This window comes from Curtobacterium sp. PhB136 (genome assembly GCF_004346855.1).
GTDB lineage: Bacteria > Actinomycetota > Actinomycetes > Actinomycetales > Microbacteriaceae > Curtobacterium.
The window spans coordinates 1,018,558-1,039,778 of record NZ_SMGH01000004.1 but is presented as its reverse complement, the minus strand read 5'-3'; the positions used below and the strand labels follow the sequence as shown (position 1 = coordinate 1,039,778).

At 69.2% G+C, this 21,221-nt stretch carries 23 protein-coding genes; all 23 read right to left on the bottom strand.

Annotation, left to right across the window (positions count from 1 at the left end; translation table 11 throughout):
* Positions 1-156 precede the first annotated feature (156 nt).
* On the bottom strand, positions 157-621 hold the full coding sequence (gene rplO / locus EDF27_RS05045; RefSeq protein ID WP_071299488.1) for a 50S ribosomal protein L15: 465 nt from the start codon (positions 619-621) through the stop codon (positions 157-159).
* The gene (gene rpmD, locus EDF27_RS05040; RefSeq protein ID WP_082517835.1) at positions 618-803 is read right to left on the bottom strand and encodes a 50S ribosomal protein L30; all 186 of its coding nucleotides are present in this window, start codon (positions 801-803) and stop codon (positions 618-620) included. The genes rplO and rpmD overlap by 4 nt, the downstream gene beginning before the upstream one ends.
* Positions 803-1,615, bottom strand: coding sequence for a 30S ribosomal protein S5 (gene rpsE, locus EDF27_RS05035; protein ID WP_123654815.1), 813 nt, complete (start codon positions 1,613-1,615; stop codon positions 803-805). The genes rpmD and rpsE overlap by 1 nt, the downstream gene beginning before the upstream one ends.
* Positions 1,612-1,983, bottom strand: a complete 372-nt coding sequence (gene rplR, locus EDF27_RS05030) for a 50S ribosomal protein L18 (RefSeq protein ID WP_123654816.1) — start codon at positions 1,981-1,983, stop codon at positions 1,612-1,614. The genes rpsE and rplR overlap by 4 nt, the downstream gene beginning before the upstream one ends.
* A 2-nt stretch (positions 1,984-1,985) precedes the next feature.
* Positions 1,986-2,522 carry a 50S ribosomal protein L6 gene (rplF, locus tag EDF27_RS05025; protein WP_123654817.1) on the bottom strand — a complete coding sequence of 179 codons (537 nt, stop codon included), beginning with the start codon at positions 2,520-2,522 and terminating at the stop codon, positions 1,986-1,988.
* A 6-nt stretch (positions 2,523-2,528) separates the two neighbouring features.
* A complete protein-coding gene (rpsH, locus tag EDF27_RS05020) occupies positions 2,529-2,927 on the bottom strand; it encodes a 30S ribosomal protein S8 (protein WP_071276748.1) in 399 nt (132 codons plus the stop codon).
* Positions 2,928-3,080: 153 nt separating this feature from the next.
* A complete protein-coding gene (gene rplE, locus EDF27_RS05015; protein ID WP_123654818.1) occupies positions 3,081-3,671 on the bottom strand; it encodes a 50S ribosomal protein L5 in 591 nt (196 codons plus the stop codon).
* Positions 3,671-4,030 (bottom strand): 50S ribosomal protein L24, encoded by a 360-nt coding sequence (rplX, locus tag EDF27_RS05010; protein WP_123654819.1) that lies wholly within the window; start codon positions 4,028-4,030, stop codon positions 3,671-3,673. Before rplX ends, rplE begins: the two co-directional genes overlap by 1 nt.
* 3 nt (positions 4,031-4,033) lie before the next feature.
* Positions 4,034-4,402, bottom strand: a complete 369-nt coding sequence (gene rplN / locus EDF27_RS05005) for a 50S ribosomal protein L14 (protein WP_017885523.1) — start codon at positions 4,400-4,402, stop codon at positions 4,034-4,036.
* Between the two features lie 35 nt (positions 4,403-4,437).
* Entirely contained in the window at positions 4,438-4,722 is a 285-nt protein-coding gene (gene rpsQ / locus EDF27_RS05000; protein ID WP_071276754.1) for a 30S ribosomal protein S17, read from the bottom strand.
* A complete protein-coding gene (gene rpmC, locus EDF27_RS20215) occupies positions 4,722-5,042 on the bottom strand; it encodes a 50S ribosomal protein L29 (RefSeq protein WP_123654820.1) in 321 nt (106 codons plus the stop codon). The genes rpsQ and rpmC overlap by 1 nt, the downstream gene beginning before the upstream one ends.
* Entirely contained in the window at positions 5,042-5,461 is a 420-nt protein-coding gene (rplP, locus tag EDF27_RS04990) for a 50S ribosomal protein L16 (protein WP_123654821.1), read from the bottom strand. Before rplP ends, rpmC begins: the two co-directional genes overlap by 1 nt.
* Positions 5,462-5,463: 2 nt before the next feature.
* Positions 5,464-6,270: a 30S ribosomal protein S3 gene (gene rpsC, locus EDF27_RS04985; RefSeq protein WP_132047579.1), complete on the bottom strand. Its 807-nt coding sequence runs from the start codon at positions 6,268-6,270 to the stop codon at positions 5,464-5,466.
* On the bottom strand, positions 6,270-6,665 hold the full coding sequence (gene rplV, locus EDF27_RS04980) for a 50S ribosomal protein L22 (protein ID WP_123654823.1): 396 nt from the start codon (positions 6,663-6,665) through the stop codon (positions 6,270-6,272). The genes rpsC and rplV overlap by 1 nt, the downstream gene beginning before the upstream one ends.
* A gap of 25 nt (positions 6,666-6,690) precedes the next feature.
* Positions 6,691-6,972 carry a 30S ribosomal protein S19 gene (rpsS, locus tag EDF27_RS04975; RefSeq protein WP_071276761.1) on the bottom strand — a complete coding sequence of 94 codons (282 nt, stop codon included), beginning with the start codon at positions 6,970-6,972 and terminating at the stop codon, positions 6,691-6,693.
* An 11-nt stretch (positions 6,973-6,983) separates the two neighbouring features.
* Positions 6,984-7,823 (bottom strand): 50S ribosomal protein L2, encoded by an 840-nt coding sequence (gene rplB, locus EDF27_RS04970; RefSeq protein ID WP_123654824.1) that lies wholly within the window; start codon positions 7,821-7,823, stop codon positions 6,984-6,986.
* Positions 7,824-7,841: 18 nt separating this feature from the next.
* On the bottom strand, positions 7,842-8,141 hold the full coding sequence (gene rplW, locus EDF27_RS04965; protein WP_056121415.1) for a 50S ribosomal protein L23: 300 nt from the start codon (positions 8,139-8,141) through the stop codon (positions 7,842-7,844).
* On the bottom strand, positions 8,138-8,797 hold the full coding sequence (gene rplD / locus EDF27_RS04960) for a 50S ribosomal protein L4 (protein WP_123654825.1): 660 nt from the start codon (positions 8,795-8,797) through the stop codon (positions 8,138-8,140). The genes rplW and rplD overlap by 4 nt, the downstream gene beginning before the upstream one ends.
* Before the next feature lie 2 nt (positions 8,798-8,799).
* The gene (gene rplC / locus EDF27_RS04955; RefSeq protein WP_123654826.1) at positions 8,800-9,456 is read right to left on the bottom strand and encodes a 50S ribosomal protein L3; all 657 of its coding nucleotides are present in this window, start codon (positions 9,454-9,456) and stop codon (positions 8,800-8,802) included.
* Between the two features lie 12 nt (positions 9,457-9,468).
* On the bottom strand, positions 9,469-9,777 hold the full coding sequence (gene rpsJ / locus EDF27_RS04950; RefSeq protein WP_017885534.1) for a 30S ribosomal protein S10: 309 nt from the start codon (positions 9,775-9,777) through the stop codon (positions 9,469-9,471).
* Between the two features lie 611 nt (positions 9,778-10,388).
* Positions 10,389-11,216, bottom strand: a complete 828-nt coding sequence (locus tag EDF27_RS04945; protein WP_123654827.1) for a DarT ssDNA thymidine ADP-ribosyltransferase family protein — start codon at positions 11,214-11,216, stop codon at positions 10,389-10,391.
* 91 nt (positions 11,217-11,307) lie between these two features.
* Positions 11,308-12,285: a DNA topoisomerase IB gene (locus EDF27_RS04940; RefSeq protein ID WP_123654828.1), complete on the bottom strand. Its 978-nt coding sequence runs from the start codon at positions 12,283-12,285 to the stop codon at positions 11,308-11,310.
* Between the two features lie 100 nt (positions 12,286-12,385).
* Positions 12,386-20,974 carry an isopeptide-forming domain-containing fimbrial protein gene (locus EDF27_RS04935; RefSeq protein ID WP_132047577.1) on the bottom strand — a complete coding sequence of 2,863 codons (8,589 nt, stop codon included), beginning with the start codon at positions 20,972-20,974 and terminating at the stop codon, positions 12,386-12,388.
* Positions 20,975-21,221: the final 247 nt, after the last annotated feature.

Here is a 21,221-nt window from a genome sequence, read left to right as displayed (position 1 = left end):
GACCGGTCTTGCCGATCGTGCCGGGCGGATCCGCCCGTGGCCGGAAGCGCCGACCGCGTGGCCCGGCGTCCGTCGTCGAACCGACGGGGGGATCCGGGCCTCCATCAAGGAAACCGTAACGGCGGCCCGTGCGCAATGCACGGGCCGCCGACGGGACTACTCGGTGACGGTGCCGCCCGCAGCCACGATCTTGTCCTGGGCGGAGCCCGAGACCTTGTCGACCGTGACGGTGAGCTTCACGCTGATGTCACCCTGACCGAGAACCTTGACCTTCTCGTTCTTGCGGACGGCGCCCTTGGCGACCAGGTCCGCAACGGTGACGTCGCCACCGTTCGGGTACAGCTCCGCGAGCTTGTCCAGGTTCACGACCTGGTACTCGACGCGGAACGGGTTCTTGAACCCGCGGAGCTTCGGGGTGCGCATGTGCAGCGGCATCTGCCCACCCTCGAAGCCGACGCGGACCTGGTAACGGGCCTTCGTGCCCTTGGTACCGCGGCCCGCGGTCTTGCCCTTCGAGCCCTCACCGCGACCCACACGGGTGCGGTCCTTCTTCGAGCCAGCGGCCGGACGAAGGTGGTGCACCTTCAGGATCTGGACGCGCTCGTTCTTCTCGTCGCTCATGCGTCGACCTCCTCGACCTTCACGAGGTGCGCCACCGTCGCGATGTAGCCGCGGTTCTGGGAGTTGTCCTCACGCAGGACCGTACGGCCGATGCGCTTGAGACCCAGGCTGCGGAGCGTGTCGCGCTGGTACTGCTTCTCGCTGATGACTGACTTCGTCTGCGTGATCTTCAGCATGGCCATCAGGCACCTGCCTTCTCGCTCGCGGCGGCACGTGCGGCCGCCTCGGCACGGAGCAGGCGGGCCGGCACGACGTGGTCGATGTCGAGGCCACGACGTGCTGCGACGGCGCGGGGCTCCTCGAGCTGCTTGAGGGCCTCGACCGTGGCGTGCACGATGTTGATGGTGTTCGACGACCCGAGCGACTTGCTCAGGACGTCGTGGATACCGGCGCACTCGAGCACGGCGCGGACGGGACCACCGGCGATGACACCGGTACCCGGGCCGGCCGGACGCAGGAGGACGACACCGGCTGCGGCCTCACCCTGCACGGGGTGCGGGATGGTGTTGCCGACGCGGGGGACGCGGAAGAAGTTCTTCTTCGCCTCTTCGACACCCTTGGAGATCGCCGTGGGGACCTCCTTGGCCTTGCCGTAGCCGACACCGACCAGGCCGTTGCCGTCACCGACGACGACGAGCGCGGTGAAGCTGAAGCGACGACCACCCTTGACGACCTTCGAGACGCGGTTGATGGTCACCACGCGCTCGAGGAACTGGCTGTCGCCACCGCGGTTGTTGCGGTCACGGCCCTGCTGACGGTCACGACCGCCACCACGACGGCCACGGTTGTCGGCCGAGTCGCGGTTGTTGGACGCGGAGCCTGCAGCGGTCTCGACCGGACGCTCGGCGACGGGGGCAGCTGCCTCCGCCTCCTTGCCCTTCGGGGTCTCCTCGGCGCTGGTGGCCTCGGTGGTCTCGCTGGTCTCTTCGACGCTGGTCGTCTCCTCGACGGCCGGGGTCTCTTCGGCGTTGCTGTTGTTCGCGATGTCGCTCACAGGTTCAGCCCTCCTTCACGGGCACCATCGGCGATCGCGGCGACGCGACCGGCGTACTTGCTACCACCGCGGTCGAACACGACGGCTTCGACACCGGCGGTCTTCGCACGCTCGGCGAGGAGCTCGCCGACGCGACGCGCCTTGGCGGTCTTGTCGCCGTCGAACGAGCGGAGGTCTGCCTCCATCGTCGATGCGCTGGCGAGGGTGTGACCCTTCGAGTCGTCGATGACCTGCACGAACACGTGACGTGACGAGCGGGTGACGGCGAGACGGGGACGTGCCTCGGTGCCGGTGATCTTCTTGCGGAGACGGTTGTGGCGGCGGGCCTTGGCGGCCGCCTTGCTCTTGCCTCGAGTTCCGATAGCCATGATCACTTACCTGACTTTCCGGCCTTGCGGCGCACGTTCTCGCCGGCGTAGCGGACACCCTTGCCCTTGTAGGGCTCCGGCTTCCGCAGCTTCCGGATGTTGGCCGCGACCTCGCCGACGGCCTGCTTGTCGATGCCGTTGACGGTGACCTTGTTGTTGCCCTCGACGGCGAAGCTGATGCCCGCCGGCGGCTCGATCGTGATCGAGTGGGAGTAGCCGAGCGCGAACTCGAGGTTCGAGCCCTTCGCCTGGACGCGGTAACCGGTACCGACGACCTCGAGGCCCTTGGAGTAGCCCTGGGTGACGCCGATGATCTGGTTCGCGATGAGGGTCCGGGTCAGCCCGTGGAGCGAACGCGAGGTGCGCTCGTCGTCCGGACGGGTGACGAGGACCTGGTTCTCCTCGACGTTGGCCTGGATGGGCTCCGCGACGACGAGCGAGAGCTCGCCCTTCGGGCCCTTGACCGCGACGTTCTGACCGTCGATGGAGACGGTCACGCCCGCGGGGATGTCAATGGGAAGACGTCCGATTCGAGACATGTTCGATCACCAAACGTAGGCGAGGACTTCCCCACCCACGCCCTTCTGCTCGGCTTCGCGGTCGGTCAGGAGACCCGAGGAGGTCGACAGGATCGCCACACCGAGGCCACCGAGGACCTGGGGGATCTCCGTCGACTTCGCGTAGACCCGGAGACCGGGCTTCGACACGCGCTTGATGCCGGCGATCGAGCGCTCACGCTCGGGGCCGTACTTGAGCTCGATGGTGAGGGTCTTGCCCACGCGGGCGTCCTCCACCTTCCACTCGCTGATGTAGCCCTCGCGCTTGAGGATGTCAGCGATGGTGGTCTTGAGCTTCGAGCTCGGAAGCGAGACGGCGTCGTGGTGCGCCGAGTTCGCGTTCCGCAATCTGGTCAGCATGTCTGCGACCGGATCGGTCATCGTCATGATGTGATTCCGTTTCTCACCTGGTTTCGACACCCGTTCCACGAATGCCGACCTGAGCGATCGAGTGACTCCAGGGCGATTCCCCGGAGTCCGTGTGTTCGTGCGGGCGGGCCGGAGGACTTGCATCCTCCGGCCCGCGTCGCTCGAAGTAGTTTAGACCGTCTGCTCGGCAGAGCGGAACGGGAAGCCCAGCTGCTTGAGCAGGGCACGTCCCTCGTCGTCCGTCTTCGCGGTGGTCACGACGGTGATGTCGAAGCCGCGGACACGGTCGATGCGGTCCTGGTCGATCTCGTGGAACATGCTCTGCTCCGTGAGACCGAACGTGTAGTTGCCGTTGCCGTCGAACTGGCGGTCGGAGAGACCACGGAAGTCGCGGATACGGGGGAGGGCGAGCGAGAGCAGGCGGTCCAGGAACTCCCACGCACGGTCACCGCGGAGGGTGACGTGTGCGCCGATGGCCTGGCCCTCACGCAGCTTGAACTGCGCGATGGACTTGCGGGCCATCGTGACCTGCGGCTTCTGACCCGTGATCGCGGTGAGGTCCTTGATGGCCCCGTCCATGATCTTCGAGTCGCGAGCTGCCTCGCCGACACCGGTGTTCACGACGACCTTCACCAGGCCGGGGACCTGGTTCACGTTGCCGTAGCCGAACTGCTCGGTCAGCGCTGCCTTGATCTCGTTCTTGTACTTCTGCTTGAGGCGCGGCTGAACTTTCTCAGCTGTCGCGGCAGTCGTGTCAGTCATCAGAGCTTCTCACCAGACTTCTTGGCGTAGCGGACGCGGACGGTCTTCTTGACGCCGTCCTTCTCCACCTCTTCGGTGCGGAAGCCGACGCGGGTCGGCTTCTTCGTCTTGGGGTCGACGAGCGCGACGTTCGACACGTGGATCGAAGCCTCGTGCTGCTCGATGCCGCCGGTCTTGGAACCACGCTGCGTCTGGCCGACGCGGACGTGCTTCGTGACGAAGTTCACGCCCTCGACGACGACACGGTTCTTGCCCGTGATGACCTCGATGACCTTGCCCTGCTTGCCACGGTCGCCGCCACGCTCCTGCGTCGCGCCCGTGATGACCTGGACCAGGTCACCCTTCTTGATGTTCGCCATGGCTTACAGCACCTCCGGCGCGAGCGAGATGATCTTCATGAACTTCTTGTCACGAAGCTCGCGACCGACCGGACCGAAGATGCGCGTGCCGCGCGGGTCGCCGTCAGCCTTGAGGATCACTGCCGCGTTCTCGTCGAACTTGATGTAGGAGCCGTCCTGACGACGGGTCTCCTTCTTGGTGCGAACGATGACCGCCTTGACGACGTCACCCTTCTTCACGTTGCCGCCGGGGATGGCGTCCTTCACCGTGGCGACGATGACGTCACCGAGTCCGGCGTAGCGACGACCCGAGCCACCGAGAACGCGGATGGTCAAGATCTCCTTGGCACCCGTGTTGTCGGCGACCTTCAGGCGGGATTCCTGCTGAATCACTGCTGTCTCCTATTTCCGCAAGCGGGCCGCGAGGCCTACTTGGCCTTCTCGAGGATCTCGACCAGGCGCCAGCGCTTGGAGGCACTGAGGGGACGGGTCTCGCTGATCACGACGAGGTCGCCGACACCGGCCGAACCGGCCTCGTCGTGCGCCTTCACCTTGGAGGTGCGGCGGATGACCTTGCCGTAGAGGGCGTGCTTCACGCGGTCCTCGACCTCGACGACGATGGTCTTGTCCATCTTGTCGCTGGTCACGTAACCGCGGCGCGTCTTGCGGTAGCCGCGGGTGAGGGCGGCGGAGTCCTTCTCTTCGTTCGCCATCAGTTCTCCTCGGCGGTCTCGGCCTCGGTCGACTCAGCCGGCTTCTCGGCCTTCTTCGTCGACTTCTTGGCCTTGGTTGCGGTCTCGACGGGAGCGGGAGTGGCACGGATGCCGAGCTCGCGCTCGCGGAGGACGGTGTAGATCCGGGCGATGTCGCGCTTGACGGCACGGAGACGACCGTGGCTCTCCAGCTGGCCGGTGGCCGACTGGAAGCGGAGGTTGAAGAGCTCCTCCTTGGCCTTCTTCAGCTCGTCAGCGAGACGCTCGTTCTCGAACGTGTCGAGCTCCGTCGGACGGAGCTCCTTGGAACCGATCGCCATTATGCGTCGCCCTCCTCGCGCTTGATGATGCGTGCCTTGAGGGGCAGCTTGTGAATTGCACGGGTCAACGCCTCACGGGCGATGTCCTCGCTGACGCCGGAGAGCTCGAAGAGCACACGGCCGGGCTTGACGTTCGCGATCCACCACTCGGGCGAACCCTTACCGGAACCCATGCGGGTCTCAGCAGGCTTCTTGGTGAGCGGACGGTCCGGGTAGATGTTGATCCACACCTTGCCGCCACGCTTGATGTGACGCGTCATGGCGATACGAGCGGACTCGATCTGACGGTTGGTCACGTAAGCGGGCGTGAGGGCCTGGATGCCGTAGTCACCGAAGGAGACCTTGGTGCCACCGGTGGCCTGACCCGAACGCTTCGGGTGGTGCTGCTTGCGGTGCTTGACTCGACGGGGGATAAGCATGGTTACGCCTCAACTCCTGCGCCGGCCGGCGCTTCCTGCGGGGCCTGCTGCTCACGGCCGCCGCGGTCGCCGCCACGACGGTCACCGCGGTCATTGCGGTCGCCACGCGGGCCGCCACGACGCTCCGGGCGCGACGAACGCTGGTTCGCCTGCTCGCGAGCGAGCTCCTTGTTCGTGATGTCGCCCTTGTAGATCCAGACCTTCACACCGATGCGACCGAACGTCGTCCGGGCCTCGTAGAAGCCGTAGTCGATGTTGGCGCGGAGCGTGTGCAGGGGCACGCGGCCCTCGCGGTAGAACTCCGAGCGCGACATCTCGGCGCCGCCGAGACGGCCGGCGACCTGGATGCGGACACCCTTGGCACCGGCGCGCTGTGCACCCTGGAGGCCCTTGCGCATGGCGCGACGGAACGCGACACGAGCGGAGAGCTGCTCCGCGATGCCCTGCGCGACGAGCTGGGCTTCGGTCTCGGGGTTCTTCACCTCGAGGATGTTGAGCTGGATCTGCTTCTTGGTGAGCTTCTCGAGCTCACCGCGGATGCGCTCCGCCTCGGCGCCGCGGCGGCCGATGACGATGCCCGGACGCGCCGTGTGGATGTCCACGCGGACACGGTCACGGGTGCGCTCGAGCTCGATGCGGGCGACGCCGGCACGGTCGAGGGTCTTCTTCAGGTACTGACGCACCTTGATGTCCTCGGCCACGTAGTCGGCGTAACGCTGACCCGGCTTCGTGCTGTCGGTGAACCAGTGCGAGACGTGGTCCGTCGTGATCCCGAGACGGAAGCCGTACGGGTTGACCTTCTGGCCCATTACTTGCTCGCCTTCTTGCTCGTCGCGGCAGCAGCCTCGGCCTCGTCAGGGGTCGCGAGGACCACCGTGATGTGGCTGGTGCGCTTGTTGATCCGGAAGGCGCGGCCCTGGGCACGCGGCTGGAACCGCTTGAGGGTCGTGCCTTCGTCGACGAAGACGCGGCTCACGTAGAGGTCGCGCTCGTCCAGGAAGCTGTTCGTCGAGTCCGCCTTGACGCGTGCGTTGGCGATCGCTGAGGCGACCAGCTTGTACACGGGCTCCGAAGCGCCCTGGGGGGCGAACTTCAGGATGGCGAGCGCCTCGTGGGCCTGCTTGCCGCGGATCAGCTCGATGACGCGACGGGCCTTCTGAGGCGTGACGCGGATGTGTCGCACGCGTGCGATCGACTCCACCATTTCGTTCCTCCTCTGCGTCGCCGCCTTAGCGGCGACGGCCCTTCTTGTCGTCCTTCACGTGACCGCGGAAGGTACGGGTCGGCGCGAACTCGCCGAGCTTGTGACCGACCATCGATTCGGTGACGAACACCGGGATGTGCTTGCGTCCGTCGTGCACCGCGATGGTGTGCCCGAGCATGTTCGGGACGATCATCGAGCGGCGCGACCACGTACGGATCACGTTCTTCGTGCTGGCCTCGTTCTGCGTGACGACCTTGCGGAGCAGGTGCTCGTCGACGAAGGGGCCCTTCTTCAGACTGCGTGGCATCTTCTGAACTCCTACTTGCGCTTCTTGCCGGCGTTACGGCGACGGACGATGAGCTTGTCGCTCGGCTTGTTCGGCTTGCGCGTGCGGCCCTCGGACTGGCCCCAGGGGCTGACCGGGTGACGTCCACCGGAGGTCTTGCCCTCACCACCACCGTGCGGGTGGTCGATCGGGTTCATCGCGACACCACGGACGGTCGGGCGGACGCCCTTCCAGCGCATGCGGCCGGCCTTGCCCCAGTTGATGTTCGACTGCTCGGCGTTGCCGACCTCGCCGATCGTGGCGCGGCAGCGGGCGTCGACGTTGCGGACTTCACCCGACGGCAGACGGAGCTGCGCGTAGGGGCCGTCCTTCGCGACGAGACGCACCGAGGAGCCGGCCGAACGCGCGAGCTTGGCGCCGCCACCGGGGCGGAGCTCGATCGCGTGGATGACCGTACCCACGGGGATGTTGCGGAGCGGCAGGTTGTTGCCGGGCTTGATGTCAGCACCGGGGCCCTGCTCGACGACGTCGCCCTGCTTGAGCTTGTTCGGGGCGATGATGTAGCGCTTGGTGCCGTCCACGAAGTGCAGGAGCGCGATGCGCGCCGTGCGGTTCGGGTCGTACTCGATGTGCGCGACCTTGGCGTCCACGCCGTCCTTGTCGTGACGACGGAAGTCGATCACGCGGTACTGGCGCTTGTGGCCACCACCGATGTGGCGGGTGGTGATGCGGCCCGAGCTGTTGCGGCCACCGGTCTTCGGCAGCGGACGAAGCAGGGACTTCTCCGGGGTCGAGCGGGTGATCTCGGCGAAGTCGGCGACCGAGGAGCCACGACGACCCGGGGTCGTCGGCTTGTAGTTACGAATAGCCATGATTTATCCCTCTGGTCCTCAGCCGACAGCCGTGAAGATGTCGATCGAACCGGACTTGAGCGTCACGATGGCACGCTTGGTGTCCTTGCGCTTGCCCAGACCGAACTTGGTGCGGCGGGTCTTGCCCGGACGGTTCAGCGTGTTGATGCCGGCGACCTTGACGTTGAAGATCTTCTCGATCGCGAGCTTGATCTCGGTCTTGTTCGCACGGGGGTCCACGATGAACGTGTACTTGCCCTGGTCGATGAGGCCGTAGCTCTTCTCCGACACGACCGGCGAGATGATGATGTCGCGCGGGTCCTTGTTGAAGCCGCTCATGCGGTGATCTCCTTCGCGGTCTTCGACGCGATGAAGGCGTCGAGGGCGCTCTTGCTGAAGACGATGGCGTCCGACACGAGGACGTCGTAGGCGTTCAGCTGGCCGTACGAGAGCGCGTGGACGTTCGGCAGGTTGCGGATCGACTTGAGCGTGAGCTCGTCGTCCGACTCGAGCACGACGAGCACGTTCTTGACGGGCGCGACCTTCTCGAGGAGCGTGCGGGCGGTCTTGGTCGACGGCACCTCGGCCGCGACGAAGCCCTCCACAGCGGAGATGCGGCCACCGCGGGCGCGGTCCGAGAGCGAGCCGAGCAGAGCCGCGGCGATCATCTTCTTCGGGGTGCGCTGCGAGTAGTCGCGCGGGGTCGGTCCGTGGACGACGCCACCGCCGGTGTGCTCCGGAGCGCGGACGGAACCCTGACGGGCGCGGCCGGTGCCCTTCTGCTTGAACGGCTTGCGACCGGCACCGCGGACTTCGCCGCGGTTCTTGGTCTTGTGGGTGCCCTGACGCGAAGCGGCGCGCTGCGCGGTGACGACCTGGTGGATCAGCGGGACGTTGGTCTCGACGTCGAAGAGCTCGGCGGGGAGCTCGACGGTGCCGGACTTGACACCCGATGCGTCGAGGACGTCGATCGTGGTTGCGGTCGTGGTGGCCATGATCACTTACCCTTCACGGCGGTGCGGACGAAGACGGAGCGACCGCGAGCACCGGGGACGGCGCCCTTGACGAGCAGCAGACCCTTCTCGGCGTCGACGGCGTGCACCGTGAGGTTGAGGACGGTGACGCGCTCGCCACCCATGCGACCGGCCATGCGCATGCCCTTGAAGACACGCGACGGGGTCGAGGAAGCACCGATCGAGCCGGGCTTGCGGTGGTTGCGGTGCGAACCGTGCGAGGCGGAGACGCCGGCGAAGCCGTGGCGCTTCATGACACCCGCGAAGCCCTTGCCCTTGCTCGTGCCGACGACGTCGACCTTCGCGCCGGCTTCGAACGTGGCGTCCACGGTGAGCTCCTGGCCCAGCGTGTACTCGCCGGCGTCCGACGTGCGGATCTCGGTGAGGGTGCGGCGCGGGGTGACCCCGGCGGCCTCGAAGTGGCCAGCGGCCGGCTTGTTCACCTTGCGCGGGTCGATCTGGCCGGCGGCGATCTGGATCGCCTCGTAGCCGTCACGCTCGACGTTGCGGATCTGGGTGACCACGTTCGGGCCGACCTCGATCACGGTGACGGGGATGAACTTGTTGTTCTCGTCCCACACCTGGGTCATCCCGAGCTTCTTGCCGAGGAGGCCCTTGACGGACTTGGTTGAATTCGCCATCAGTCAGCCCCCTTACAGCTTGATCTCGATGTTGACGTCGGCCGGGAGGTCGAGACGCATGAGCGAGTCGACGGCCTTCGGCGTCGGGTCGACGATGTCGATGACCCGCTTGTGCGTGCGCTTCTCGAAGTGCTCGCGCGAGTCCTTGTACTTGTGAGGGGAACGGATCACTGCGATCACGTTCTTCTCGGTGGGGAGCGGCACCGGGCCGACCACGGTCGCACCGGCACGGGTCACCGTGTCGACGATCTTCCGGGCCGACGTGTCGATGACCTCGTGGTCGTACGACTTGAGCCGGATGCGGATCTTCTGTCCCGCCATGTGTTCTCTGTCCTCTCTGCGCCGCGCACCCTCGGGCCGCCTGACGCCGCCGGGTTCCGCCCTGTGCGGACCTGGCTGTTTGCGTGAATCACCGGACGCATCCGCTGGGGATGACCGCTGTTCTCCTGTCAACCGCGTGGGCGGGCATGCTGCTGGTGCTCACACCGGCCCACGTGGACGTGTCGCTTCCCACACACTCCGGCGGACCGGCGTGCTCCCTGGGATTCGAGCTGTTCTGCTGCCTGCGGCCCAACCCAGCCCTGCTGAACAAGGGGGTTGTGCACTGCCAGAGCAGTGATCCTTGCGGGCGCGGACGCCCGTGGAATTTCGGAACCGGACAAGTCTCCCATAGGCACAGCATCCGTGCAACCCGGGCGTGTCGCGCTTCACCGGGCGTGTCGGAACGGTGCCACTCCCCCGGTCTGCCGCGGATCCAGCGGCCTGGAGGCCCGGGTCGCGCCCGCCCCGGAACACGCCTCCGGAAGCTGTCCGGGACCACCGCCGGAAGCCGTCCGGAAGCCCGCCGCGGACCGGCCGGACCGCGAAACGGACACAGCACCACGCGATCGCGCGGTGCTGTGTCCGGAAGGTGGTGCGGTGACGACTGCGGGCTAGTCCTCGTCGTCGATCACCGGGGGCACGAACCACGGCGGGAAGACGGCGACGCGGGGAGCGTGACCGCCGTGCTCGGCGAGGATGTCCTTCACCGCGTGCCGGGCGCGGTCGTTCGGCACGCCGATGACCGCGACCGAGGTGAACGGGACGCTCGGGCCGGCGAGCACCTCCAGGCCGTGCATCTCCGGGTCGGTCAGGTCGGTGCGGCGCAGCATGTTCGCGGACGCTTCGGGGCCGACGGCGAACCGGACGTCCTCGGCGTCGGCGTCGGTGTCCGACAGGATCACGGAGGCGCCGAACGCCGCCGTGGGGACGACGAGCACGACGTAGTCGGTGCCGCGGGTGTGCCGGGCGGCGTCCGACCAGCGCGTCTCGTCGAGCGCACCGCGGCGGACCTCGTCCCAGCGGGCCCCGTCGGGCGAGAGCGAGAACGGCACGTGCGCGGCGACGCTCGAACCGTCGGGAGCGGTCGCGGCTGCGCGGGACTCGCGGAGGGCCGGCGCGCTGATGTCGTACGACGGTGTGACCCGGTCGGACGCCAGGATCGCCTGGTCCGCGACGATGCCGTCGAAGTTGTCGATGTGGGTGACGTGGTGCGCCCGCAGCGTGCCGAACACCCGCGCGGCGGGCATCTCCGGCTCAGCGGTGCGCAGCGCGGTGGCCCGGGCACGTGCCGGGGAGCCGCCGGGGGTCGACCGGAGGGACGTGCTCACGCGGGTCCGCCGCGGTGCCGGGGTCTTGGGGACGTCCGGCAGCTCGCGCTGGCGCGGCGCGCAGATGTCGCAGAGTTCGGTGGGGAATCCGTGGATGCACTCGTCGGTCACGACTGGTGTGGGTCCTTCCGTGCCGCGTGGGGGTGGAACGGCACAAGGGTCAACGCTACGTCATCACGGCCGTTCTGCGGCACCGTCCAGCTCATTGGCGGTAGAGGAGCGCCCGGACCTCGGCCTCCGCGGCGTGCAGACGGGCCGGGTCGATGGTCTCACCGTGCTCGTACGCGTCGAGCAGGCGTGGGTCGATGTAGCTCTGCCGGGCGACGGTGGGGGTGTTCCCGAGGACCTCGCTCGCGGCCTTCACCGCGTGCGAGACGGCCTGCTTGCGACGGCTCGCGGCGGACTGCGGGCCGGTCTCGGCGAGGTCGACCGCGGCGGCCACCGTGCCGTGCAGGGTCCGGAAGTCCTTCGCGGTGAACTCCTCCCCCGCGCGCTCCTTCACGTAGGCGTTGATGTCCTCGGCGGAGAGCGGCTCCCACTCAGCGCCGCGGGACTCCCGGTACGACAGCAGCCGGGCGTTCGGGCCGCGCCGCTTCATGCCGACGACCACCCGGGCCAGGTCTGCGTCGTGGATCGACGACGACCACTCCTGCCCGCTCTTGCCGGGGAAGTCGAGCTCGATGTCGTCACCGGACACGTGGGCGTGCGCGCAGAGCAGCGTGGACAGCCCGCGGCTGCCGTGCTCGGACGCGTACCGCTCGGACCCGACGCGCAGCGAGCCCTGGTCGAGCATCCGGAACGCGGCCGCGAGCGACCGGCGCTGGTCCGGCTCCGGTCGACGGAGGTCCTGCGTGACCATCCGACGCGCACCGGGGAGGGACTCGGCGAGGGCGAGCGCCCGGTCGTACTTGATCTTGTCCATCCGGTCACGCCAGGACGGGTGGTACATGTACTGCCGTCGCCCGGCCCCGTCGATCCCGGTCGCCAGGATGTGGCCGTTCTCGTACGGCGAGATCCAGACGTCGTCCCACGCGGGCGGGATGACGAAGTCCTCGAGGCGCTGCCGGACCTCGGGGTCGGTGACGGTGTTGCCGCCGGGGTCGCGGTACGTGAACCCGCGTCCGCTGCGGACCCGGTGGTAGCCACGACCGTTGGTCTTGGATCTGCGGAGACGTGTCACCTCTCCGAGGATGCACGCCCGGCCCTGGGCGCACGCACGTGACGGACGGGAGGCCCGGTACCAGCCGGCACCGGGCCTCCCGTCCGTCAGGTGGTCACCGTCACACGCGTCGGCGACGCAGCAGGAGCAGCACCAGTCCGGCCATCACCGCTGCCAGGGCGAGCAGGCCGCCCAGGCCGAGGCCGACGGCACCGGTGAACGCGAGCTCGCTCGCCGGCTTCGGCGCCGCGTGCACCGGGGCCGGGTCGCTCGCGCGGAGCGGGTCGCCCGCCGTCACCGTGCTGGGGTCGCTCGGGACGACCTGCGCCGTCGAGGACTGCACGGCCGCGACGTTGGTGATCCGGTCCGGCGCGTCCGCGGCGACGCGGACCGTCAGCTGGAACGCGACCTGGCTGCCGCTCGCGAGCGGCTCCGACAGCGTGCAGGCCACGGTCGACCCGGTGGTGCAGGTCGCGCCCCGGTCGTCGACGCTCACGAACGACAGGCCGGTCGGCAGCTCGTCCGTGACGACGACGGGACCCGGGTCCTCGGTCGGGCCGTCGTTGCGCACCGTGATCGTGTAGCCCACGGTCTCGCCGCGGACCACCGCACCGGTGTGCGTCTTCGTGACGGACAGGCTGGACGCCGGTGCCACCGCGAGCTCGTCGTCGGCGTCGTTGTCCGCCAGCGTCGTCTCGGTCGTGGACGTCGCGACGGTCGCGGTCGGGGTCACACCCGGGTAGGCCGCTGCGGTCGGCGTCTGGTGCACCGTGATCGCCGGGGCGAGCGCACCCGCCGGCAGCGTGCCGGTGAGCGCGAACGACACCGTGGTGCTGCCGTCGGCGTTCGTGACGACGCCCGTCACCGTCCAGGCCGCGTCCGCCTCGGTGGACACGTATGTCAGGCCCTTCGGCAGCGTGTACGTGGCGGTGACCGTGTCGGCGTCGGAGACACCGGCGTTCCGGACCTGGACCGTTTCCGGCAGGTCCTTCCCGATGACGGCGGTGCCGCTGTGCCCGATGGTGATCTGGACGTTCGCGACCGCGTCGACCGGCAGGTCCGCCGTCGCCGTGTCCGCGTCCGTGCCGTTCGGCGCGGGCGTGCCCTGGGACGTGATCGACGCGCGGTTCTCGATCGAGCCGGCGGTGAAGCCGGACGCGACCGCCGTGGTGATCCAGAGACCGGGGGCGTCGTCGCCGACGACGATCGTCGTCGGCAGCGTGCAGGTCACGACCGTGGTGTCCGTGACGCCGTCGCAGGTCCACACCGCACCGTCGGACGAGGCGCTGACGAACGTCATGCCCTCCGGCAGCTGGTCGGTGACGACCGTGTCGGGTCGCTCGTCCGACGGGCCGGTGTTGGCGACGTGCAGGTACCAGACCTGCTCGGCGCCGGCGGTGACCTTCGCGGACTTCCCCGTCGCCCCGGCCTTCGCCACCGGCGTCTTGGACAGCGTGAGCGACGCGTGGGTGGTCACGTCGACGTCGTCACCGGAGGTGTCGTCCGCGGTGTCCGGGTCGTCGGTCGCCGAGGAGACCGTCGCCGTGTTCCGGAGCGTGCCGGCCGGCGTGCCGGACGCGATCGTCGCGGTGACGTGGAACGTCGTCGTGGCGCCGTTCGCGAACGTGTCCGTCGACCAGGTGGTGACGTCGTCGCCCTGCTGCCACGCGTCGTCGTCCGTGGTGACCGCCGTGACGGTCATCCCGGCCGGGGCGGTGTCGGCCCAGGTCACGCGCTGCGCGTCCGAGGGGCCGTCGTTCGTCACCGTCACGTCGTACGTCACGTCCGTGCCCGCGTCGGCCGAGGCCGCGCTGGTCCGGGTCTTCGTGATCGAGAGGTCGGCCTCGGTGGTGACGTCCACCGTCGCGCTGTCGTGCGCCGTGGCACCCTGCGCCGTCACCGGTGCGGCGGTCGCGGTGTTCACGATGGACGATCCCGTGAACGAGGCCGGCACGTGCACGACGATGCCGATCGTGTTCGGGTCCTCGGCGCCGACCGCGATGCCTTCGGTGCTGACCAGCGTGAGGACGCCGTCCTCGTTCGACTGGAGCGCCCAGTGCGCGGTGGTGCCGTCGGTCAGGCCGACGTACTCCACACCCGCGGGCAGGGTGTCCTGCACCCGGACGCTCGGGGTCGTGCTGGCACCAGCCGGCAGGTCGGAGGGGCCGTCCGGGTTCGCGACCCGGATCGTGTACGTGACGTCCTGCCCGGCGTCGATGCGCTCCACATCGGCGGTCTTCGTGACGCTCAGCCCGGCGGTCTGCGTCGCGTCGCTCGAGGTGCCGGCCTCCTGCGTCGCGGCGTTGTCCGCCGAGACCTCGGCCGTGTTGGCCAGCGTCCCGGTCAGGTCGGCCGGCGTCGTCACCGTGATGGTGAAGGACGTCGTCGCACCGGCCTGCAGCGTGCCGTCCAGGGCACAGGACGCGGTGTCCCCCGACTCCGCCGTGCAGGTCCAGTCACCGTCGGTCTGGGATCCGCCCCGGAGGCTCGTCCCCGACTCGAGCGCGTCCGTCACCACAACGTTCCGCGCGTCGGCCGTCCCGGTGTTCTCGACCGTGATGGTCCAGTCCGCCGTCTTCCCGGCGACGAGGGCGTCGCTGGTGAACGCCTTGGCGATGGTCAGCGACGTGGTGTCGTCGACGGTCGTCGTGGTCGTGCTGGTGTCGTTCGAGGATTTCGGGTCCGTGGTGGTGCCACCGACCGCGACCGTCGCGGTGTTCTTGACCGTCTGGTCCGCCGTGACGGCGGACTTCACGAGCGCGGTGACCGTGATCGGCGCCGCGGTGGTGCCGTTGGCCAGGCCGTCCCTGGTGCACGTGACGGTGTTGCCGTCCGTGTCACAGGTCCAGCCGCTGCCGACCGCCGCGGTGGCGCTCTGCAGCGTCACCGTGTCGGGCAGCGTGTCCGTCACGGTGACGGTGCCACGGGCGTCGGAGACGCTCTGCAGCGTCACCGTGTCGGGCAGCGTGTCCGTCACGGTGACGGTGCCACGGGCGTCGGAGACGCTCTGCTCGCCGGCGTCGCGGACGTTCTGGACGGACAGCGTCCACGACGTCGTGCCACCGGCAGCGGCCTGCTCGTCGAGCGCCGTCTTCGTGATCGCCAGGTCGGCGATCGCGACCGGCGTGACGCTCGCGCTGTCGGCGTCGTTCGCCGCGTTCGGGTCGAACGTCTGCCCGGTGCCCTGCGCGATGGTCGCGGTGTTGCGGATCGCGGTGAGCGGTGCGTTCGCGGGCAGGGTCAGGGTGACGTCGAGCTCGGGGAACGTGTCGCCCTTCGCCACGACGGCGCCGTTGACGCAGGTCCACGTGCCGTCCGTCGGGGTGCAGGTCCAGCCCGTGCCCGTCGGGGTGAGGGTCGCACCGGACGGCAGCCCGGCGGTCGAGTCGACGACGGTGGTGCCGTGCGCGGCATCACCGCCGTTGTTCGTCACCACGATGGTCCAGGCCTTCGTCGTCGTCGCACCGGCCACGACCTGTGCCGTCGTGGCGGTCTTCACGACGGACAGGTCCGCCGCGGCGATCGAGGCGTCGGCCGTCGCGTCGGTGCCGCCCTTCGGGTAGGTCGTGAACGAGCCGTCGCCACCGTCGTAGCCGGTGCCACCGGAGGCGTCGGTGACGGTCGCCGTGACGTGGTTCGTGTGCTGCACGGTGGTCCCGGCAGCGCTGGCCGCCTTCGCCGTCGGCGCAGCGCGGTAGTGCAGCGTCAGCGTCTGGTTCGCGCCGAGCGGGCCCAGGTTGCTCCACGTGAGGGTGGTGCCGTCGACCGTCGGGTCCGGGGCCGTCGTGCTGGCTCCCCCGGCGAGGACGGTCGTCGCGCTGCCGGCCGTGTAGACCCAGCCAGCCGGCAGGACGTCCTTCGCGGAGACCGACTTCGCGGCGCTGCCGGTGTTCGTGAAGGTCACGGTGAAGTCGGACGGGACGCCGACGTAGGACAGCCCACCGGCGGTGTCGTTCGACTTCGCGACGGCGACGTTCGGGAACGACGGCGTGACGGTGGCCTTCGCGGTCGCGGGGCCGTAGGAGCCGCCGTCGCCGTTCGGGAGCGACGAGTAGGTGCCCGTCGTCGCGGTGTTCGTCAGGACGCCACCGGTCAGGGAGGTGTCCTCCGCGAGGACCGCCCGGTAGGTGTGCTGCACCGAGGTCGTGGTGCCGAACGTGGCGACCGGCCAGGTGATGACACCGCCGGCGCAGTCCGCGCTCGTGCGGATGGTGCCGCCGTCGGAGATCGTGGTGCCGTCCACGACGATGCCGTCCGGGACGCAGTCCGACACGGTCGTGCCGTAGGCGGGCGAGCCGGAGCTCGTGACCGTCACCGTGTAGGTGATCTGCTCGCCCGGCTCGGCCTTCGCCGTCGTCGTGGTCTGACCGCCGACCGTCGCGGTCTTCGCGATCGCGAGCGACGGGGTGACGACCGAGGCGTTCGCCACGTTCGAGGTGACGGTCGCGTCCGTCGGCTCGGCCTTCTTCGCAGTGCGGTCGTAGGCGAACGCCGCCGTGTTCGACAGTGCCGTGCCGGCCGCCTGGTCGGTGCCGACGCGGACCGGGATCGAGACCGTGATGGTCAGCGCGCTGCCGAGGCCGGTCGGGATGTCGTCGATCTTCGCCGTGACGACGCCCGAGGAGACGCTCGGGGTCACCGCGACCGACGGGTTGCTCGCGGTCGCCGTGGGCGTGCCCACCGCGGTCAGGCCCTTCGGGAGCGTGTCCGTGACGCGGCCGTCGTAGATCGCGACGTTCGCGGGGACGGTCGTCGTGATCGTGTACGTGGCGGTATCGCCGGCACGCACGGACAGTGCGGTCGTGTTCGCCGGGTTCGTCGTCGCGTCCGCGGTGGGCGCACCCGTGGTCGCGTTCCACGTCGGCGCGGTGAGCGTCTTCACGATCGACGGGCCGGTGACCTTCACGTCGTCCGATGCCGTGACCACCTGCACGTAGGAGGTGTTCGCGGTCGCGTAGTCCGTGTCGAGGCTCGAGGTCAGGGCGCGCGCGGTGTTCGTGTACGTCTGGCCGGCGGGGGCGTCCTGCTTCACCGTCGCGGTGACGGTGATCGTCGCGCTCGCGCCGGCAGCGATCGTGCCGACGTTCCAGGTGTGCAGCGTCGTGCCGGTCGGGCACGTGCCGAGCGCGGTCTTCTGCGCGTCGGTCGGCGTGCTCTCCGTGGCGGAGCTGCTCGTCAGCGTGAGGGTGTTCGGGAAGCAGTCCGCGATCACCGTCGAGCGGGCGTCGGCCGTCGCCGCGGAGTTCTTCGCCGTGAGGGTCCACGTGACGGTGTCGCCGCCGGCGATGGTCTTGCCGGCGAGGTTGTCGGTCTTCGTGACGGCGACCTTCGGCGCCTGGACGGCGATGGACTTCGACGCGGTCCACGACGACGCGGTGCCCCCGGTCGGGGTCGACGTGAACGTCGCCGTGTTCTGCACCGTGCTCGCCGTGTACCCGGCGGCCGTGTAGTTGCCGACGCCCTTGGTGACGCGCAGGTCGGTGACCGTGACGGAGAACTTCGCGGTGGATGCGCCCGCGTTGTCGAACGTGGCCGGGAAGAGCACCGCGCCCGCACCACGGCTGTTGCCCGTGCCGGTGAGGGTGAACGTCTGGCCGCCGTAGGTGCCCGTGACGTCCGTCGCCTGTGCCGTCGCCGGCACCGTGATCGTCGTGGCGTCCGGGAACGTGAGCGTCCAGGCGGAGGCCGCGGTCGTCACCACGCCGGTCGGCAGCGGGTCGACCAGTGTGCCGTTGCCGACACTCGTCGCCGCGGGGACGGTTGCCGAGTACGTGTAGGCGAGCGCCTGCCCGGGGGCTGCGGTGTCACCGGAGAGGTTCGTCGTCGCGGCGGCGACCGCGCTGCCGCTCTTCGCGACGGCCACGGCCGGGATCGTGACGAGCCGGGTGGCGTCGGCGTTCGGCGCGGTGCCCTGGCCGGTGGTCGGGGTCGCGGCGAACGTGCTGTTCGTGCCGGTCGTGGGGATCCAGGTGGTCGTCGTCCCCGAGTCCGTCGCCGTCGTGAAGCGCGTGACGGAGGCCGAGTTCTGGTAGGCCGTGCCGACGTAGCCGGGGGTCGGGACCGCGAAGTCGTACGTCAGCTGCTTGGTCGCAGCAGCGGCGATCGAGGAGACGGTCCACGTGATGTACGAGTTCTTCACGAACTTCGTCGCGGCACCGGTCGGCGCAGTGGCGCACACCCCGCCGTCGGAGATGTTCGTGACGACGGCGCAGGTGACGTTCGCGGGCAGGGCGTCCCACACGGTGACGTTGCCGATGGCCGCGGTCGTGCCGGTGGCGGCCTTGTTGCCGACGGTCAGGCGGTAGTGGAGGGTCTGCCCCTCCGTCGTGGCGGCCGGGTTCGTCACGGTGCCCGAGTCGCTGACGATGTCCTTCGCGAGGGTCGCCGTGGGGGCCCCCGCGACGTTGTAGCCGACGTCCGTGCGGAGGCTGGTGACCGACCCGGCGGTGTTCTGCTGCGAGAACTTCATCAGGTTGTCGGCCAGGTCGACGGTGGTCGAGGACGTGGTCTGCGTCGCGATGCGGGCGGCGACGTACAGGACGACGCTCGCACCAGCGGTGTCACCGTCGACGTAGGTGCCGGTCGCGCCGGAGACCGTGTGCCCGACGGAGAACGCGCCCATGGTGGACGACGAGGACTTCAGCGCGACGTCGCTCTTCGGGACGCTGCTCTCGGTGCCGTAGGTCCAGTCGGTGCCCTCGACCCAGCTGCTCCCCGCCGCGGTGGTGTGGACCGGGAGCATGTCGGTGATCGTCGCGTTGCGGCTCTGCACGCCCGCCGGGAAGTCCACCTCGAGCTTGAAGCAGACCACGTCGCCGAGCTGGAACGCGTCGGCCGGGGTGCTCGTCACGTACGAGCTGGTCCGCGCGCTCGCGGTGCAGTCGGCAGAACCGGTCACACCGTCGCTCGCGCTGCGCGGCAGGACGGACTTCGTGATCTTCGGCGAGTTCGAGACGATCGACGCCGTCGAGTCGTCGACGACCTTCGTGTCGCCGGTGTCGCCGTGGACGCCGGTCGAGGTGCCGGCGATCGCCACGGTGTTGTCGAACGAGTCACCAGCGGCGGTCGGGCCACCCGAACCGGTGACCGAGTACGCGTTCCGCATGAGCGCCTTGTACGTCACCGTCGTGGAACCGTCGACCGGCTGGTCGGCGAGCGTGAAGTGCACGACGAACTTGCCGCTGGCGGCGAGGTAGTCGACCGAGGTGATCGTCGCACCGGAGGGCGATCCGGCGACCGTGGCGCTCTTGGCCGGGTCGCAGTCCGCGGGGAAGGTCCCCGTGGTCGGGGTGCCGGCCGGGAAGACCGGGCAGAGGCCGTCGCCGAGCGTGTCGGTGAGGGTGATCGCCTTCGACGACTCGTACTCGCTCGTGCGGACGAGCAGCGAGTAGGTCGCGAGCTTGCCCGCGGCGAACATGTTCCCCGCCACGGGGGTCGACACCGACTTCGCGACGGCGAGGTCCATCGCCTCCACCGTCAGCGAGGTGGACGCGGTCTGCGTGGACGTCGCGGTCCCACCGACCTTGCCGGTGTATGTGCCCGTCGCGTCGACGAGGTTCGTCTGGCCGCGGCCGTTCGACGTCGCGTCCGCGGTGTTCTGCCGGGTCGAGGCGCCGTTGTTGTTGTCGAGGTTCGCCTCGCTCGTGAACGAGGTGGCGGCCGGCGCGGTGACGGCGCCCGCGGGCTTGCCGGTGCCCTGACCGCTGAAGGTCATGGTGTTCGCGAGCAGCGGGACCGCTGCGAGGTACTTGATCGTGACCGGGGTGTTCGTCAGCGTCGGGATCGTCCAGACGACCTTCGTGAAGACGGCCGAGCCCTGGCCGGCGACGGTGTTCACGGTGGTGACGCTCTGCGGCGTGAGGCAGGCGGTCTGGTCCCAGGTGCCGGTGGCGTTCGCCGACGTCGCGGTCTGCAGCGACGCGGCGCCGGTGTACTCCGGGCCCGAGGTGGTGTTGTCGATCGCGCCGCACTGCAGGAACTCGAGCCCCGCCGGCAGGTAGTCGGTGACGGTGACGTTCGTGCTCGGCGCCGTCGAGGTGTTCTGGACCGTCAGCGTGTAGACGGTCGGGTGGTTGTGGACGCCACGGACGAGCTCGTTCTCGGAGCTCGCCTCGGCCTTGGTCACCTTGATGGCCGAGATCGCGGTCGTGTTCGACGTCGCGGTCGCGGAGTTGGTGAAGTTCGTCGCCGGTGTGCCCGTGGCGTCGAACGTGGGGATGTTCCGCGCGTCGCTGTTCGCCGCGATCTGCGCCGATCCGGAGAACGTGGTGCCGACGGGGTAGGCGGCGTCCGTGGCGGTCACCTGGAACGTGATCGACTTCTGGTCGCCCGAGACCAAGTCGGACACGTTCGAGAACACCAGCAGTGTGCCGCCGCCCGCCAGCGTCGTGATCACGGGTGCGGGCAGTGCGGTCCCGTCCGCCTTCGCCGAGCCCGCGGCGAAGCTCACTCCCACCGGCAGCGTGTACGAGTACCCGAGGTTGTAGAGGTCCGTCCCGCCGGAGGAGTCCGCCGTGTTCTTCGCCGTCAGCGTCACCGTCGCCGGAGCGCCGCTCAGGACCGTGGCGTCGGCCTTCGCCGTGACGCCGATGCTGGAGGCGGCGGCTGCGGGCTGCGCCAGCGCGAACACCGCGAGGAGGCCGGTGACGAGTGCCACCACCACGATCATCGCCAGGGCGCGCGGACGGGCAGGGAGGAAGGACAGTCGCATCGGGTGCTCTCGGGTCGGGCGACGGGCGACTCCGGGCACGCGGGATCGCGCCGTCGACCGGGCATGGTCGAACGACGCGAGAAAGGGTGTCGGGTTCACCGAGGGGCCGGGCAGCCCCGCGACTCAAGAGTATCGACTGAACAACAGGTGTCGATGCACCCAGAGTGGGGTACATCGCGTGTCCACCATGGCACCGACGGCACCGGTGACGGCCCCGATGACGACACCAACACGAAAGCGGGGCCGG